The 15,695-nt window shown below is 67.7% G+C and carries 14 protein-coding genes; 8 read left to right on the top strand and 6 right to left on the bottom strand.

Annotated features, from left to right (window positions below):
* Nucleotides 1-9: 9 nt before the first annotated feature.
* From F0U60_RS52480 to F0U60_RS52470, 3 genes are all read right to left on the bottom strand, one after another.
* The gene (locus F0U60_RS52480; RefSeq protein WP_395812062.1) at nt 10-378 is read right to left on the bottom strand and encodes a hypothetical protein; all 369 of its coding nucleotides are present in this window, start codon (nt 376-378) and stop codon (nt 10-12) included.
* A gap of 385 nt (nt 379-763) precedes the next feature.
* Complete coding sequence (fghA, locus tag F0U60_RS52475) at nt 764-1,615, bottom strand: S-formylglutathione hydrolase (protein ID WP_395812061.1); 852 nt, start codon at nt 1,613-1,615, stop codon at nt 764-766.
* A 13-nt stretch (nt 1,616-1,628) separates the two neighbouring features.
* Entirely contained in the window at nt 1,629-2,747 is a 1,119-nt protein-coding gene (locus F0U60_RS52470; protein WP_395812060.1) for an S-(hydroxymethyl)glutathione dehydrogenase/class III alcohol dehydrogenase, read from the bottom strand.
* 126 nt (nt 2,748-2,873) lie between these two features.
* On the opposite strand from F0U60_RS52470, the gene F0U60_RS52465 reads away from it, so the two are divergent.
* Complete coding sequence (locus F0U60_RS52465; protein ID WP_203409920.1) at nt 2,874-3,767, top strand: LysR substrate-binding domain-containing protein; 894 nt, start codon at nt 2,874-2,876, stop codon at nt 3,765-3,767.
* A gap of 129 nt (nt 3,768-3,896) precedes the next feature.
* Entirely contained in the window at nt 3,897-4,718 is an 822-nt protein-coding gene (locus tag F0U60_RS52460) for an SDR family NAD(P)-dependent oxidoreductase (protein ID WP_395812059.1), read from the top strand.
* 47 nt (nt 4,719-4,765) lie between these two features.
* Here F0U60_RS52460 and F0U60_RS52455 read toward each other — a convergent pair whose 3' ends face one another.
* From F0U60_RS52455 to F0U60_RS52445, 3 genes are all read right to left on the bottom strand, one after another.
* On the bottom strand, nt 4,766-5,245 hold the full coding sequence (locus F0U60_RS52455) for a hypothetical protein (protein ID WP_395812058.1): 480 nt from the start codon (nt 5,243-5,245) through the stop codon (nt 4,766-4,768).
* 73 nt (nt 5,246-5,318) lie between these two features.
* Nucleotides 5,319-5,654 carry an SPW repeat protein gene (locus tag F0U60_RS52450; protein WP_395812057.1) on the bottom strand — a complete coding sequence of 112 codons (336 nt, stop codon included), beginning with the start codon at nt 5,652-5,654 and terminating at the stop codon, nt 5,319-5,321.
* 36 nt (nt 5,655-5,690) lie between these two features.
* Entirely contained in the window at nt 5,691-6,002 is a 312-nt protein-coding gene (locus F0U60_RS52445) for a hypothetical protein (protein WP_395812056.1), read from the bottom strand.
* Nucleotides 6,003-6,418: 416 nt separating this feature from the next.
* Here F0U60_RS52445 and F0U60_RS52440 point away from each other — a divergent pair, with 416 nt between their 5' ends.
* The 6 genes from F0U60_RS52440 (at nt 6,419) to F0U60_RS52415 (ending at nt 15,678) form a co-directional block, all read left to right on the top strand.
* On the top strand, nt 6,419-6,820 hold the full coding sequence (locus F0U60_RS52440; protein ID WP_395812055.1) for a hypothetical protein: 402 nt from the start codon (nt 6,419-6,421) through the stop codon (nt 6,818-6,820).
* Nucleotides 6,821-6,952: 132 nt separating this feature from the next.
* A complete protein-coding gene (locus tag F0U60_RS52435) occupies nt 6,953-8,269 on the top strand; it encodes a TolC family protein (protein ID WP_395812054.1) in 1,317 nt (438 codons plus the stop codon).
* Complete coding sequence (locus tag F0U60_RS52430) at nt 8,266-10,092, top strand: efflux RND transporter periplasmic adaptor subunit (protein WP_395812053.1); 1,827 nt, start codon at nt 8,266-8,268, stop codon at nt 10,090-10,092. The genes F0U60_RS52435 and F0U60_RS52430 overlap by 4 nt, the downstream gene beginning before the upstream one ends.
* A gap of 58 nt (nt 10,093-10,150) precedes the next feature.
* Nucleotides 10,151-13,324 carry an efflux RND transporter permease subunit gene (locus F0U60_RS52425; protein ID WP_395825852.1) on the top strand — a complete coding sequence of 1,058 codons (3,174 nt, stop codon included), beginning with the start codon at nt 10,151-10,153 and terminating at the stop codon, nt 13,322-13,324.
* 263 nt (nt 13,325-13,587) lie between these two features.
* Nucleotides 13,588-14,994: a glutathione-disulfide reductase gene (gene gor / locus F0U60_RS52420; protein WP_395812052.1), complete on the top strand. Its 1,407-nt coding sequence runs from the start codon at nt 13,588-13,590 to the stop codon at nt 14,992-14,994.
* A 486-nt stretch (nt 14,995-15,480) separates the two neighbouring features.
* Nucleotides 15,481-15,678: a hypothetical protein gene (locus F0U60_RS52415; RefSeq protein ID WP_395812051.1), complete on the top strand. Its 198-nt coding sequence runs from the start codon at nt 15,481-15,483 to the stop codon at nt 15,676-15,678.
* Nucleotides 15,679-15,695 lie beyond the last annotated feature (17 nt).

Here is a 15,695-nt window from a genome sequence, read left to right as displayed (position 1 = left end):
GAGGGCTGCTCATTCCTCCGATTCCAACTCTTCGATCGTGGGAAATCGGATGAAGACCCACTCACCGTCGGGCATGCGCGTGACGTTGTAGAGAGTCCCCGCTACCCCCAGGACGGTTTCATGGGGAACTGCCCACTGGGCCCGCAGCCAGGCAAGGGCCGCTTCCCGGCACGTGAAAGAGTGCTGGGGTTTCGGCCAGGCTTCTTCAGTGTCGAAGATCCTGGCGAACTCCCAGAAGTCTTTCATCCGGCCGATGTGCTGGATGAAGTGGAGCGCCTTGGCTGCGGTCTTGATGGTGCTCTCCGCATCCGGTTCGCTGGAGTGCTGCCCGGCCAGTACTTCGAGGGTGTTGCAGAGGTTTTCCAGCTTGGAATCCATGTCACTCCACGTACCCATGGATCCCACGGGCACAATTGCGCAGGTCGGGTTCGCTGTTCTACCTGGAAAGTGAGGTGCGGACTAGAATCTTCCGTGCATGTACCTCACCTCCTGCTCTTGGATATTCGGAATTTCCCTGCTGTTGCTCCTCTTGCTCCCGCGAGCCGTGCGGTCGGAACCCTTGGAACATGCACCTCGCCGTTACATCGTGCTCTCCGAGCTGCCCAATGATGGCGAGGCGGAAATCCGGATCGCCGCCGACGTTCCCGCCGTGGTTCGCTTCGAGTCCGAGATCGACGCCGGCCGCACTTCTCGCCTACCTGTCCGACAGTCGGACAAGTTGCGGAAGACTGAGCCCGGAGGGGGCTCCTGCTGTTGATTTGTTTCAGCCGAGCAATGCCTGCGCATGGTGGCGCAGGTGGTCGTCGATGAAGCTGGAGACGAAGTAGTAGCCGTGGTCGTAGCCGGGCTGTCGGCGCAGCGTCAGCGGATGTCCCGCGGCGGCGGCGGCGCGCTCCAGGGCCTCGGGCAGGAGCTGGCTGGCCAGGAAGTCATCGGCATCTCCCTGGTCCACCAGCAGCGGCAGCTTCTCCGTCGCTCCGGCGATCAGCGCGCAGGCGTCCCACTCGCGCCACGTGGCCCGGTCAGGCCCCAGGTAGCGGCTGAAGGCCTTCTCGCCCCACGGGCAGTTCATCGGGTTGCTGATGGGCGCGAACGCCGAGACCGACAGGTAGCGCCCCGGGTTGCGCAGCGCGCACACCAACGCTCCGTGCCCGCCCATCGAGTGCCCGCTGATGCCTCGTTTCCCGTTCACCGGGAAGGTCTTCTCCACCAGCGCGGGCAGCTCGTGCACCACGTAGTCGTGCATGCGGTAGTGCCGGGACCAGGGCTCTCGCGTGGCGTTGAGGTAGAAGCCCGCCCCGTGCCCGAAGTCCCAGGCGCCGTCCGGGTCTCCCGGCACGTCCTTGCCTCGCGGGCTGGTGTCGGGAATCACCAGGGCGATGCCCAGCTCGGCCGCGAGCCGCTGCGCCCCGGCCTTCTGCGAGAAGTTCTCGTCCGTGCAGCTCAGCCCGGAGAGCCAGTAGAGCGCCGGCACCTGCTCGCCACGCGCCGTCTTCGGCGGCAGGTAGATGGCGAACGTCATGTCACAGCCCAGCGTGCTGGACTTGTGGCGGTAGCGCTTGAGCCAGCCTCCGAAGCTCTTGTGGCTGGAGACGACCGTCAGGGTTTCACTCATCGCGGCCTCCGGCTCAGCGGTTGAACAGGAGCACCGAGCGGATGCTCTTGCCCTCGTGCATCAGGTCGAACGCCTTGTTCACCTCTTCCAGTCCCATCTTGTGGGTGATGAAGGTGTCCAGCTCGAACTCGCCGCGCATGTACCGGTCCACGTAGCCCGGCAGCTCGGTGCGCCCGCGCACGCCGCCGAACGCCGAGCCGCGCCACACCCGCCCCGTCACGAGCTGGAACGGCCGGGTGGCGATCTCCTCTCCCGCGCCCGCCACGCCGATGATGATGCTCTCGCCCCAGCCCTTGTGGCAGCACTCGAGCGCCGAGCGCATCACCTGCACGCTGCCGATGCACTCGAAGGAGTAGTCCACGCCGCCGTCCGTCAGCCCGACGATGACCTCCTGGATGGGCCGGTCGTAGTCCTTCGGGTTGATGCACTCGGTGGCCCCGAGCTGCCTGGCCACCTCGAACTTGGCCGGGTTGATGTCGATGCCGATGATGCGCGAGGCCTTCGCCATGACGGCGCCGATGATGACCGACAGGCCGATGCCTCCCAGGCCGAACACCGCCACCGTGCTCCCCGGCTTCACCTTGGCCGTGTTGAGCACCGCGCCCATGCCCGTCGTCACGCCGCAGCCCAGGAGGCACACCTTCTCCAGCGGCGCCTCCTTGGAGATCTTCGCCACGGCGATCTCCGGCAGCACCGTGTACTCGGAGAACGTGGAGGTGCCCATGTAGTGCAGGATGGGCTGGCCCTTCTTGGAGAAGCGCGACGTCCCATCCGGCATCAGTCCCTTGCCCTGCGTCGCCCGGATGGCCTGGCAGAGGTTCGTCCGGCCCGAGCGGCAGAACTTGCACTCGCGGCACTCGGGTGTGTACAGCGGGATGACGTGGTCACCCGGCTTCACCGAGGTGACGCCCTCGCCCACCTCCTCCACGATGGCGCCGCCCTCGTGTCCGAGGATGACCGGGAAGAGGCCCTCGGGATCCTTGCCAGAGAGCGTATAGGCATCCGTGTGGCAGACGCCCGTGGCGACCATGCGCAGCAGCACCTCGCCCTTCTTGGGCGGAGCGACGTCGATCTCCTCGATTTCGAGTGGACGGTTGGCGGCCCAGGCGACGGCGGCGCGGGACTTGATCATCTGAGGGACTCCTCGACAGGGGGTGAAGTGCCTCCGCTAGCTAATCCATGGGGGCGGGTGGATCTTCATCGGTCCGGGAAAAGATTGTTGCTGTCCAGGGATAATCCCGCGACAGATGCACTTCGCATGAACCGGTGGGAAGGAATCGACGAGTTCGTCGCCGTGGCCGAGACGAGCAGCTTCTCGCGTGCGGCCGAGCGCCTGGGAGTGTCCTCCTCGCACGTGAGCCGGCAGATCAGCCGGCTGGAGGACAGGCTTCAGGCGCGGCTCTTCTACCGCACCACCCGGCGCGTGTCTCTGACGGAGGCGGGGCACACCTTCCTGGCCCATTGTCAGCGGTTGGCCGAGGAGCGGGACGAGGCCTTCCTCGCGGTCAGTGACCTGCAGGGCACACCCAAGGGGCTGCTGCGCATGACGTCGGCGGTGACGTACGGCGAGCGCTTCATCGTGCCGCTGGTCAACGCCTTCATGGCGCGCCATCCCGGGCTGCGTGTGGACATCCACCTCACCAACCAGACGGTGGACCTGGTGCAGGAGGGGTTCGATCTGGCGATCCGGCTCGGGCGGCTGACGGACTCGACGCTGGTGGCGACGCGCCTGGCGCCGCGGTCCATGTACCTGTGCGCCGCGCCGGAGTACCTGGAGCGGTATGGCACGCCACACAGCCTCTCGGAGCTGGAGCGCCACCCGTGTCTGATTGGCACCACGGATGCCTGGGTGTTCCAGGACGAGCAGGGCCACGAGCATGTCTTCCGGGCTCGCGGGCCGTGGCGCTGCAACAGTGGCGCGGCGGTGCTCGATGCGGCGCTGCGGGGCTTCGGTCTCTGCCAGCTCCCGGACTACTACGTGCGCGAGCACCTGCGCTCGGGTCGGCTCATCTCCCTGCTCGAGGCCAACCAGCCGCCGAACACCGCTGTCTGGGCGCTCTATCCCCAGAAGCGGCACCTCTCGCCCAAGGTGCGCCTGCTGGTGGAGCACCTGAAACGCGAGCTGCCGCTGCTTCCCGAGTACCGGGCCTGACGGCTACCCGGAGCAGCAGACGGCCGATCGACCCTCTCCGTGTCAAAGGGGGTTCACGGGTTGTCCGCCCCTGGCGCTGGCCCAACCTTGAACCCGTTTTCGTGAACCCTTCGAGACGGAGAGACGGAAATGATCCAGGCTGACACCAAGCTATCGGCTCGTCCCCTAGCGGTCGTGACGGGCGCTTCTAGCGGCATTGGCTATGAGCTCGCCAAGCAGTTCGCGCGCAATGGCTTCGACCTTTTGGTCTGCGCGGAGGACCCCGGAATTGTGGAGGCCGCACAGGCCTTCGAGGTCCTAGGTGCCAGGGTGGAGAGCGTGCAGGCGGACCTCTCCCTCTATGACGGCGTCGAGAAGCTCTACGCGCGGATTCAGGCGCTGGGCCGTCCCGTGGATGCCATCGCCATCAACGCGGGCGTGGGCGTGGGCGGTGACTTCGCCCGTGAGACGTCGCTCGAGGCCGAGCTCAACCTCATCAACCTCAACGTCACGTCCGCCGTGCACCTCTCCAAGCGCGTGCTGAAGGACATGGTCGTGCGCGGCGAGGGCCGCATCCTGTTCACCTCGTCCATCGCGGCCACCATGCCCGGGCCCTTCGAGGCCGTGTACGCCGCCTCCAAGGCCTTCCTGCTCTCGTTCTCCGAGGCCATCCGCAACGAGCTCAAGGACACCGGCATCACGGTCACGGCGCTCATGCCGGGCCCCACCGAGACCAACTTCTTCCACCGCGCGGGCATGGACGACACCAAGGCGGGGCAGAAGGACGAGCAGGACAGCGCGGAGCTCGTCGCGCGTCAGGGCTTCGAGGCCTTGATGGCGGGCGAGGACAAGGTCGTCGCCGGTTCGTTCAAGAACAAGGCGATGGCCACCGCGGCCAAGGTGATGCCCGACAAGGTCTCGGCTGAGCAGCACCGCAAGCTCTCGGAGCCGGGTTCGGGCCGTCACCACTGAGCGCCTCGTCCGAGCGGACCCACCCGCCCGTGGGTCCGCTCATCCGCTCACTGGAACGTGTCGACGACGGTGAAGGGGACGCTCCTGGGCAGGTTGATGGAGCTGGGAGTGGTGCCCGCCTCGGCGTAGACACCTCCCGGGGCCGAGGAGCCGAGCACGAGGCATACGGGCAAGGTCTGCCCATCCGGCGTGCGCGCCTGGGTGTAGTGGGCCTGGACCTTGCCCGTGTCCATCCACAGCACGCCGTCGACGAGCGTGCCCGCGGGCAGGGTGCCCACGGCTGTCTCCAGGCGGCTCGTCACCTGGCCCTGACGGTAGACGCCGTAGTCCTGGGGACCCCCAGGCAGCTCGGCTTCGAGGAGCATGGAGCCCTTCTGGCCCGCCTCCACGCCCAGCTTCTTCATGAGCTCGACGGTCTGGGGCGTGCAGGTCTGCTTGGGAGTGGCGGTCTGCTCCTTACCAAGGATGGCGCACGCGGTCAGCGCGAGGGCACTCACGCCAAGACAGAGCTTCTGGTGGAGCCTCATGGGGCTGTTTTACTCCCCCGAGGTGTTCCGGTGCCGGTGTCCTGCGTGCAGCCGTCGGACAACGGACGAAGCGTTAGGCCTCGGTGAGCGGCCTCCGATGGGGCGTCCACGTCCGGTGATCCCAGACGAGCGACAGCACGCCGACGAGCACGCCCACGATGATGGCATTGAGGGTGGGGACTCGGTAGCCGCCATAGCCCAGCGCGAAGGGCGAGAGGATGAGCCACACGGCGAGCAGGGTGTTGGCGTAGCGCAGCTTGGGGACAGCGATGGCCGCGAGGGCCAACAGGATGACGCCCAACCCTACGCACAGATCATTGAGCTGGGCCTCCTGCAGACGGTAGTCGAGCACGAAAGGCGACGACACCAACCAGAAGCCCAGGATGACGTTCAACCAGCGAGCCCACATGCGCCGCTCCTCCAGACACTTGCACCGTTGACGGTTTCAAAGTGGGGAGGCCGGGCTGCCCCTGCCAACCTGGAGCGAGTGACCCGTGCCAAGCCCGTCCGCCTGCCACCGTGAGAGCGCGGCCTCGGTGAACAACCCGAAGACGAGCCCCTGCAGCACGAGCAGCCGTCGCTCGGTGGGAGTCCAGGTGCGAGGCGAGTGCGTGACCCCAAGGAGGGGAAAGGAGAGCCGCTCGAAGAGCCACACCCCACCTCCCAACAAGGGCCCACGAAGCAAGGCCGTGGGCGGAAGCGCGGGCCGGAGCCACGCATACAGCACGCCGAGCGAGGGACCATAGAGCCAGCGCATGAGGAGCCCCCAACGCAAGGCGTCATGGGAGCTGAGTCGCACGCCGAGCCACCGCCTGGCCCCTCGCCTAGCGATCTCCCTGACGGAGTAGGGCGGCAGATGACCGAGCCAAGCGTTTCGGAGTGGCTCCCACCCGGTAAGGGCGAGTGTGCCGAGTACCCCCGCGCCCAGCCCACGCAGCACACGCCTGCCGACTCCGGTTTTCATGCCCTCCTCCCGAAGCGCTTCATGGCGCTCCGAGGAAGGTAGGGCACTTCCGGGAAGCCTTCGCGCCTGCCTCCTCTCCCTCTGGGGTGAGGGCCCAGCCGCTCACCAGACAAACAACTCCTGCTCATGCAAAGCCCGAGACATACGGGCACAAGGCAATTGCGTCCGCTATCTCTTTGCGGCCTACTAGGCGGTAACGAAGGATGGCAATGGGGCTGCGCGTACTCGCATTGGTGGCATTTCTCGGGCTGCACTCGGGCATGGGTGCGCTGACGGGATTGCTGCACCTGTGCCAGGACGAGGTGCGGCTGCGAGCCTCGTGCTGCTGTGGCCACGGCAAGAAGGCCGGACAGCCCGCGCCCCAGGAGCTTGGACAGGCGGCGGAGCTGCGCTGCTGCGACGCGCCCGTGGTGCAACCCGAGCAGTCCACCGCGCTCGCGATGTTCGAGAGCCGCTGGGAGCTGCCCGCGAAGGCGCTGCTTCCGGTCCGGCCCGTGCTGTCGCCGCCGCCCGAGCCGGAGTCGCTGCCCGAGGCCTGGGTTCGCACCCAGAGCCACCATCGCTCCACGGCGCCGCCGATCTACATCCAGCACTGCACGTACCTGATTTGAGCCGGGAGCCCGAGCGCTGAAGCGCGGAGGGACGGGCGCACGTGTGCCCGCCGTCCGTCATTCGCCCGTTGGCCCCGGTGTGCGTTCGCGCTCCGGGAGCGGGTCCTCGTCTCACTTTCGGAGTTCGAGCAGATGTTTCACGGAAAGAAGAACCGGTGGCCCCGAGTGGGTGCCACCGCGGTGACGCTTGGCGCGCTGTGGCTCGCCGGTGCCGCCCAGGCCCAGGCTTCCGATGAGCCCTTCGCGGGCGCGCGGGTGCTGGAGCGGGCGGAGCTCGTGCGGCAGGTGCTGGAGCGCAACCCGGGATTGGAGGCGGCGCGAGCGGCGTGGCGGGCGGCGCAGGCGCGGCCGGAGCAGAGCACTGCGTTCGAGGACCCGATGCTGCGCTACGAGATGGCGCCGCTGTCGCTCTTCTCGCGCGAGACGAGCTTCGGCCAGTCCATCGAGCTGAGCCAGCGGCTGCCCTTCCCGGGCAAGCGGGCGCTGGCGGGCGAGGTGGCCAGGGCCGAGGCGGAGGCGATGCGCGGGGACTTCGAGGCGGCGCGGCTGCGGCTCGCGCTGATGGCCTCGATGCTCTACGACGACCTGTACGTGGTGCACCGCGGGCTGGTGGTGAACGCGCACCATGAAGAGGTGCTGCGCGAGATGCGGCGCGGGGCCGAGGCGCAATACGTCGCGGGCCGGGCCTCGCAGCAGGATCCCCTGCAGGCGGAGGTGGAGCTGGGGATGCTGGAGCGCGAGCGGCTGATGCTCGAGTCCCAGCGCGAGGTCCTCCAGGCGCAGCTCAACGGGCTGCTGCACCGGGCGCCGCACCTGCCCCTGCCGCCGCCTCCCGAGAAGCTCACGGTGCCCACGGAGACACCGCCTCCAGCCGAGTCCCTCGCGGAAGAGGCGCTGAAGCAGCGCCCGGAGCTGGCGAGCCAGCGCGCGCGGGTGGGCGGAGGAGACGCGTCGGTGAAGCTGGCTCGGCGCGAGTCCTTCCCGGACGTCATGGTGATGGGCTCGTACAGCACGATGTGGATGGAGACGCCACACCGGTTCATGGCGGGCGTCGCGGTGGAGCTGCCCCTCTTCCAGGGGAAGCGGCGGGCGATGGTGGACGAGGCGCGGGGGATGCTCCAGCGGATGAAGAGCGAGGAGGAGCAGCTCGCGGACGACATCCGGGTGGAGGTGGCGCAGGCGAGGGCGCGCCTGGTGGAGGCGCAGAAGGCGGTGGCGCTGTACCGGGACCGGGTGGTGCCGGCGGCGAACGATCAGGTGGCGGCGGCGCGAGCGGGCTTCGAGTCCGGGCGCAACGGCTTCCAGGTCTTGTTGGACGCGGAGAAGAACCAGCGTGGCGTGGAGCTGCGCTTCGAGGAGGCCTTGGCGGACGTGCAGCGTCGCCAGGCCGAGCTGCAACGCGCGCTCGGGCGGGTGCCCGGGCTGCCCGAGGAGGGGAGTGTTCCATGAGCACGCACACGTCATCGTATCGCAGCTGGCTGGGGCCTCTTCTCTGGAGCGTGGGGCTCGTGGTGGTAGCGCTCGTCTTCCGAGGGCCGCTGGTGGACTGGTTCACCGGGGCGCGGGTGAAGGACGCTCCGGCGCGCGAGGCTCCGGCCGCCACCGCGCACGAGGCACACGGGGCGCAAGGGCACGAGCAGGCCCAAGGGCCCACGGGACCGGCACTGCCAACGGGTCCGCTGCCGGGCGTGTCCGTTGAGTACGCGCGAGCGGCCTTCGAGGCCACGGAGCGGATGCGCTTGCTGCTGGCGAACGACTCGCTGGAGGGGCTCGACACGCGGGCGCGCGAGGTGGCCGCGGCGCTGCGGGCGGTGGCCGCGGAGCTGAAGGGCGCCGAGGGGACGAAGGGGGTGGAGTCGGGCGCGGAGGCGGCCGAGCGGCTCGCGGAGACGAAGAACCTGGACGAGGCGCGGGCGCGGTTTGGCGAGGTGACGCGGGTGCTGGTGGGCCTGGCGGAGGCGGACGCGCGGCTGCGTGAGGGCTGGCACGTCTTCCAGTGCCCGATGGAGAAGGGCTTCAACAAGTGGGTGCAGCGCAACCAGGCGATGGAGAACCCGTACATGGGCCGGCGGATGCTGGCGTGTGGCGTGGAGTCCGAGTGGAAGGTGGCAGCGAAGCCGAAGGCGCCCGCGCCGGCCCCGGGAGAGATTGCCCACTACACGTGCCCGATGCACCCCTCGGTGAAGCAGGCGGGACCGGGGCAGTGCCCGATCTGCGGCATGGACCTGACACCGGTGACGCGTGAGGAGCTGGAGAGCGGGACGGTGCTGATCGACTCCATTCGTCGGCAGCGGATTGGCGTGAAGACGGCGCCAGTGAAGGTGGGTCCGATGGACCTGTCGGTGACGGCGCTCGGGCGGGTGACGTACGACGAGACGGCGCTGGTGGACGTGACGCTGAAGCTGGACGGCTACATCCACGAGCTGCACGTGGACGCGACGGGGCAGCCGGTGAAGAAGGGCCAGGCGCTGTTCACGCTCTACAGCCCGGAGCTGTACGCGGCGCAGCAGGAGTACCTGCTGGCGTTGAAGAGCCAGTCGGCGGCGAAGGACTCGGGGGCACCGGAGCGGATGGACTCGCTGGTGCACGCGTCACGCAAGCGACTGGAGCTGTGGGGACTGACGGGGGCGCAGCTCGACGCCATCGCGAAGAAGGGGGCGCCCATCGAGAACCTGCCCTTCCTGGCTCCGGCGAGCGGCTACGTGTTGGAGAAGAGCGTGGTGGCGGGAGCGGCGGTGCGAGCGGGAGACCGGCTGTACCGGATTGCGCCGTTGGACAAGGTATGGGTGGAGGCGGACGTCTACGAGTCGGATCTGCCAAGGGTGAAGGTGGGGCAGGAGGTGATGGTGACGCTGCCGTACCTGCCGGGTCGGACGTTCAAGGGACGGGTCGGGTACATCTACCCGGCGCTCCAGGCGAGCACGCGCACGGGCCGCATCCGGGTGGAGCTGAAGAACCCGGAACTGGAGCTGAAACCGGACATGTACGCGGAGGTGCAGCTGAAGCAGGAGGGGGGCTCACGGCTGCAGGTGCCGGAATCAGCGGTGCTGTACACGGGGCCAAGGCGCCTGGTGTTCGTGGACCTGGGAGAAGGACGACTGGCCCCACGCGAGGTGAAGCTAGGCGTGCATGCGGGCGAGTCGTACGAGGTCTTGGAGGGATTGAAGGAGGGGGAGGTGGTGGTGACGAGTGGGAACTTCCTGGTGGCGGCGGAGAGCCGGATCCGCTCGGCAGCGGACCACTGGTCAGGAGGCGATCATGAGTCCCACTGAGGACAAAACCCCTCTCCCTCCGGGAGAGGGACGGGGTGAGGGTATCGAGAACCCCGGGTTGCTCCAGAAGCTCATCGCGGGGAGCGCGAAGAACCCATTCTTCACGCTGCTGTTGGTCGGGGGCCTGGCGCTCTGGTCCGTGCTCGCGATGCGAGACACGAGGCTCGACGCGATCCCCGACCTCTCGGACGTACAGGTCATCGTCTTCACGGAGTGGGCGGGGCGGAGCCCGGACCTGATGGAGGACCAGGTGACGTATCCCATCTCCTCGGCGCTGCTGGCGGCGCCGAAGGTGAGGTACGTCCGAGGGCAGTCGATGTTCGGGATGTCGTTCGTGTACGTCATCTTCGAGGACGGCACGGACATGTACTGGGCGCGGAGCCGGGTGCTCGAGTACCTGGATACGGCGAAGTCGAAGCTGCCGGAGGGGGTGATGCCCTCTTTGGGGCCGGACGCGACGGGAGTGGGCTGGGTCTTCCAGTACGCGCTGGTGGACGAGACGGGGAAGACGGACCTGCAGGAGCTGCGGAGCATCCAGGACTGGAACATCCGCTACGCGCTGGAGAGCGTGCCCGGGGTGGCGGAGGTGGCGAGCCTGGGCGGCTACGTCAAACAGTACCAGGTGGACGCGGACCCGAACCGGCTGCGGGCCTACGGGGTGACGCTGGGCGAGGTGGCGCAAGCCATCCGCGAGTCGAACGAGGACGTGGGCGGACGGGTGCTGGAGATAGCCGGCCACGAGCACATGATCCGCGGACGCGGCTACATCCAGAGCACGAAGGACATCGAGAGCATCCCGCTGAAGGTCGAGTCCAACGGCACACCGGTGCGGGTGAAGGACGTGGCGCAGGTGTCGCTGGGCCCGGAGCCGAGGCGAGGACTCGCGGAGCTGGACGGCAAGGGCGAGACGGTGGGCGGCATCGTGGTGATGCGCTACGGGCAGAACGCGCTGGACGTCATCGACGCGGTGAAGGCGCGGCTCGCGGAGGTGCAGCGCAGCCTGCCGGAGGGCGTGGAGGTGGTGGTGACGTATGACCGCTCGGGGCTCATCCGGGACGCGATCGCCACGCTGACGGACACGCTGGTGGAGGAGATGGTGGTGGTGAGCCTCATCATCTTCCTCTTCCTGCTGCACGCGAGGAGCGCGCTGGTGCCCATCATCACGCTGCCGGTGGCGGTGGTGCTGTCGTTCCTGCCGATGCTCTGGCAGGGCCTGACGGCGAACATCATGTCGCTGGGCGGAATCGCGGTGGCGATTGGCGAGCTGGCGGACGCCTCCATCATCCTGGTGGAGAACGTGCACAAGAAGCTGGAGGAGTGGGAGGATGCGGGGAAGCCGGGGACGCGGCTGAACGTCATCATCCACGCGATGCAGGAGGTGGGGCCGAGCGTCTTCTTCTCGCTGCTGGTGATGACGGTGGCGTTCATCCCGGTCTTCACGCTGGAGGCGACAGAGGGCCGGATGTTCAAGCCGCTGGCGTTCACGAAGACGTACAGCATGGCGTTCGCGTCGGTGCTGGCGGTGACGCTGACGCCGGCGCTGGCGGCGCTGTTCATCCGGGGGAAGGTGATTCGGGAGGAGGCGAACCCGGTGAACCGCTGGCTGGTGCAGGGGTACGCGCCGGTGGTGCGCTGGGTGGTGAAGCACCGCAAGGCGGTGGTGCTGGGCTCCGTGGTGGTGATGGCCTTCACGGTGCCGGCGTTCCTGCGGCTGGGGAACGAGTTCATGCCCCCGCTGAACGAGGGCGCCATCCTCTACATGCCGAGCGCGCCGCCGGGCATGTCAGTGACGGAGGCGGCGAAGGTGCTCCAGTCGATGGACGCGGAGCTGAAGAAGATCCCCGAGGTGGAGCGCGTCTTCGGGAAGATGGGGAGGGCGGAGACTCCGACGGACCCCGCGCCGATTGGCATGGCGGAGACGGTGGTGATGCTCAAGCCGAAGGACCAGTGGCGTCCAGGGCTGACGTGGGAGGGCCTGCTGCGGGAGATGGACGAGAAGGTCCAGTACCCAGGCATGCCGAACATCTGGTGGATGCCCATCCAGACGCGCACGGAGATGTTGGCCACGGGCATCCGCAGTCCGCTGGGCATCCAGGTGTTCGGAGACGACCTGGAGACCATCGAGAAGGCAGCGGTGGACATCGAGAAGGTGATGGCGGGTGTGCCGGGGACTCGGAGCGCGTTCGCGGACCGCTCGACGGGTGGCTTCTACGTGGACGTGAAGGTGAAGCGCGAGGAGGCGGCGCGGCTGGGGTTGCGGGTGCGGGACGTGAACGAGGTGGTGATGGGGGCGATTGGCGGCGAGGACGTGACGCAGACGGTGGAGGGCCGCGAGCGCTACCCGGTGAGCGTGCGGTACGCGCGCGAGCTGCGTGACACGCCGGAGCTGCTGCGCGAGGTGTTGGTGCCCACGCCGGGAGGCGCGCAGGTGCCGCTGGGGCAGGTGGCGGACATCCGCTTCGTGAATGGCCCGCCGATGATTCGCAGCGAGGACGGCAAGCTGGTGGGCTACGTCTTCGTGGACCCGGGAGACGTGCCCATCGCCGACTACGTGCAGACAGCGAGGGCGGTGGTGGAGAAGGAGGTGCGGCTGCCGGACGGCGTGCGTGTCGAGTGGAGCGGGCAGTTCCAGTACTTCGAGCGGGCGAAGGAGAAGCTGAAGGTGGTGGTGCCGCTGACGCTGCTGGTGGTGCTGGTGCTGCTCTACCTGAACACGAAGTCCTGGACGGAGACGGGCATCGTGTTGCTGGCGGTTCCCTTCAGCCTGATTGGAGCCATCTGGCTCCTGTACCTGCTCGACTACAACCTGAGCGTGGCGGTGTGGGTGGGGCTGATCGCGCTGGCGGGACTGGACGCGGAGACAGGGGTGGTGATGCTGCTGTACCTGACCCTGGCGCACCAGAAGGCGGAGCAGGCGGGGCGGCTGAGAAGCTTCGCGGACCTGCGAGAGGCAATCGTCGAGGGAGCGGCGCGGCGGATTCGCCCGAAGCTGATGACGGTGCTGACGACGCTGCTGGGGCTGGCGCCGGTGATGTGGAGCACGGGGACGGGGGCGGACGTGATGAAGCGAATCACGGCGCCGATGGTGGGCGGTGTGCTGACGTCCTTCCTGCTGGAGCTGACGGTGTATCCAGCCCTGTTCGCGCTGTGGAAGGCGAGGAAGCTGCCACCGGATGAACCCGGACAAGAGGTACAGGTGCCACCGGAGTCCCCGAAGGTCCTGACCGCGTAACCCTCCACCCATCCATCCCTCCCTCTCCCTCTGGGAGAGGGTCGGGGTGAGGGTATTGCCCAAGGCTGTTCTCGTTGCCTGGTGCTCCAGGAGGCCAGACGGAACGTTGGCTTCTCGCCAGAGGCCCGGGGCGCACCGTGTCAACCCATTCATGTGGGGCGCATCTCGGGACCACGCTGCCCATCTTCACGGACTGGAAGACGGTGACGGATACCCTCACCCCGTCCCTCTCCCAGCGGGAGAGGGGAAATAGGAGACACGCGATGCCCCAGTACGACTTTGACTTGTTCACCCTTGGCGCGGGCTCGGGCGGTGTGGCGGCGAGCCGCCGGGCGGGCTCTTATGGTGCTCGGGTCGCCATCTGTGAGGACAGTCGCATCGGTGGCACCTGCGTCCACCGCGGCTGTGTGCCCAAGAAGCTGCTCGTCTATGGCGCGCACTTCCGCCATGACTTCGAGGACGCCGCCGGTTACGGCTGGGCACTCTCCGAGCCCGGCTTCGACTGGAAGCAGCTCCAGGCGGCCAAGGACAAGGAGGTGGAGCGGCTCGACGGCGTGTACCGGCGCTTGCTTCGCGACTCAGGCGTCCAGCTCCTCGAGGGCCGTGGCCGCGTTGTCGACGCGCACACGGTGGAGGTCAACGGCCAGCGCTATACGGCCGAGCGCATCCTGGTAGCCACGGGCTCGCGTCCCTTCTTCCCCGAGGTGCCGGGCATCGAGCACGCCATCTCCTCGGACGGGGCACTTACCCTGCCGGAGTTGCCGCGCCGCCTCGCCATCGTGGGGGGGGGCTACATCGGGGTGGAGTTCGCGGGCATCTTCAACGCGCTGGGCGCGAAGGTGATGATGCTCATCCGCGGCGACACGGTGCTGCGCGGCTTCGATGACGACATCCGCTCGTTCCTCACGCAGGAGCTGCGCAAGAAGGGCATCGACCTGCGGCCGGAGACCTTCATCCGCGACATGGAGAAGCGCCCAGATGGCACGCTGAGCCTGCTCACGCGCATGGGGGACACGCTCGAGGTGGACGCCGTGCTGTACGCGACGGGGCGAGTGCCCAACACGAAGGGGATTGGCCTGGAGGAGGTGGGCGTGCGCCTGGACGAGCGCGGAGCCGTGCAGGTGGACGAGTGGTCTCGCACCAGCGTGGAGAGCATCTACGCGGTGGGAGACGTGACGGACCGCATCAACCTCACGCCGGTGGCGATCGCCGAGGGGCGCGCCCTGGCCGAGACGCTCTTCCACGACAACCCCACGAAGATGGACCACACGGGGGTGGCCTCGGCGGTGTTCAGCCAGCCGCCAGTAGGGACCGTCGGGTGCACCGAGCGCGAGGCGCGCGAGCGTTACGGCAAGGTGGACGTCTACGTCTCCAACTTCCGGCCCATGAAGCACACGCTGAGCGGGCGGGACGAGCGCACGATGATGAAGGTCATCGTCGAGCGCGACTCTGACCGAGTGCTGGGCTTCCACATGGTGGGCGCGGACGCTCCGGAAATCATCCAGGGCCTGTCGGTGGCGCTGAAGTGCGGCGTCACGAAGAAGCTGCTCGATACGACGGTGGGCATCCACCCGACAGCGGCCGAGGAGTTCGTGACGATGCGAGACAAGCGCCCGGACCCGGTCGAGGACGCGGCGCGAGAGCTCGGCCACGACGCCTTCCAGCGCTGAGCCCCTAGGCCTCCAACCTCATCCGTACCCCACCAGGTACGAGAGGTCCTCCACCTGGCGAGGCATGTGGGTATCCACCTTACGGCAGGGGCACCCGTCCGCGTGGAAGCCGAAGACGCTCACCCTTTTCATCTGGAGGTCCAAGGCCAGGAAGAAAAGGACAACGCGGAAGTTGAAATTCAGAGGCGTGGAGGCTGGAATACGTCCTGCGCGTGCAACGGGGCGGGGGGGCCACCATGAGGTTGGGAGGACAAGCTCCCCATCCCGGGAGCGCGGCAAGCCTTGCCCAGGGAACGCGAGGCCTCGTCAGTGTGTCTGTGCTTCAGGCGTCCCTGGTGGCTCCGCTTACAGGGTGTGGCTGTTCCAGTTCCGTCGAGCGCTTCCGGGGGGTCGTTCATGACGCACAGCCATGACGGAGCATTGCAATCCTCGACTATTGAGGATACTCTCTCGAACACTGATTCCGTGGTCCAGGAAGGGGGGGATATGATCGATCTCACATCGACGTACCTCCTGATGGAGGTGCCTCGGTTGGATGAGGGCTGTGAGGATGGTCTCTCGCTGTCCCGTCGCTCCGTGCTCACCGAGAAGCTCCTGCCCGCGACTCGGGCGCCCCTTCCGCGCAAGCGGCTCCGGCGTGCTGTCCCGCAGGAACTCGAAGCTGTTGAAGCTCTGCCTGTCTGACTCTTTCGCGCCCCTCC

Origin of the sequence: Archangium minus (assembly GCF_044360475.1) — a bacterium.
GTDB lineage: Bacteria > Myxococcota > Myxococcia > Myxococcales > Myxococcaceae > Archangium > Archangium minus.
The sequence above is the reverse complement of the archived record's forward strand: the minus strand, read 5'-3'. Positions and strand labels throughout refer to the sequence as shown.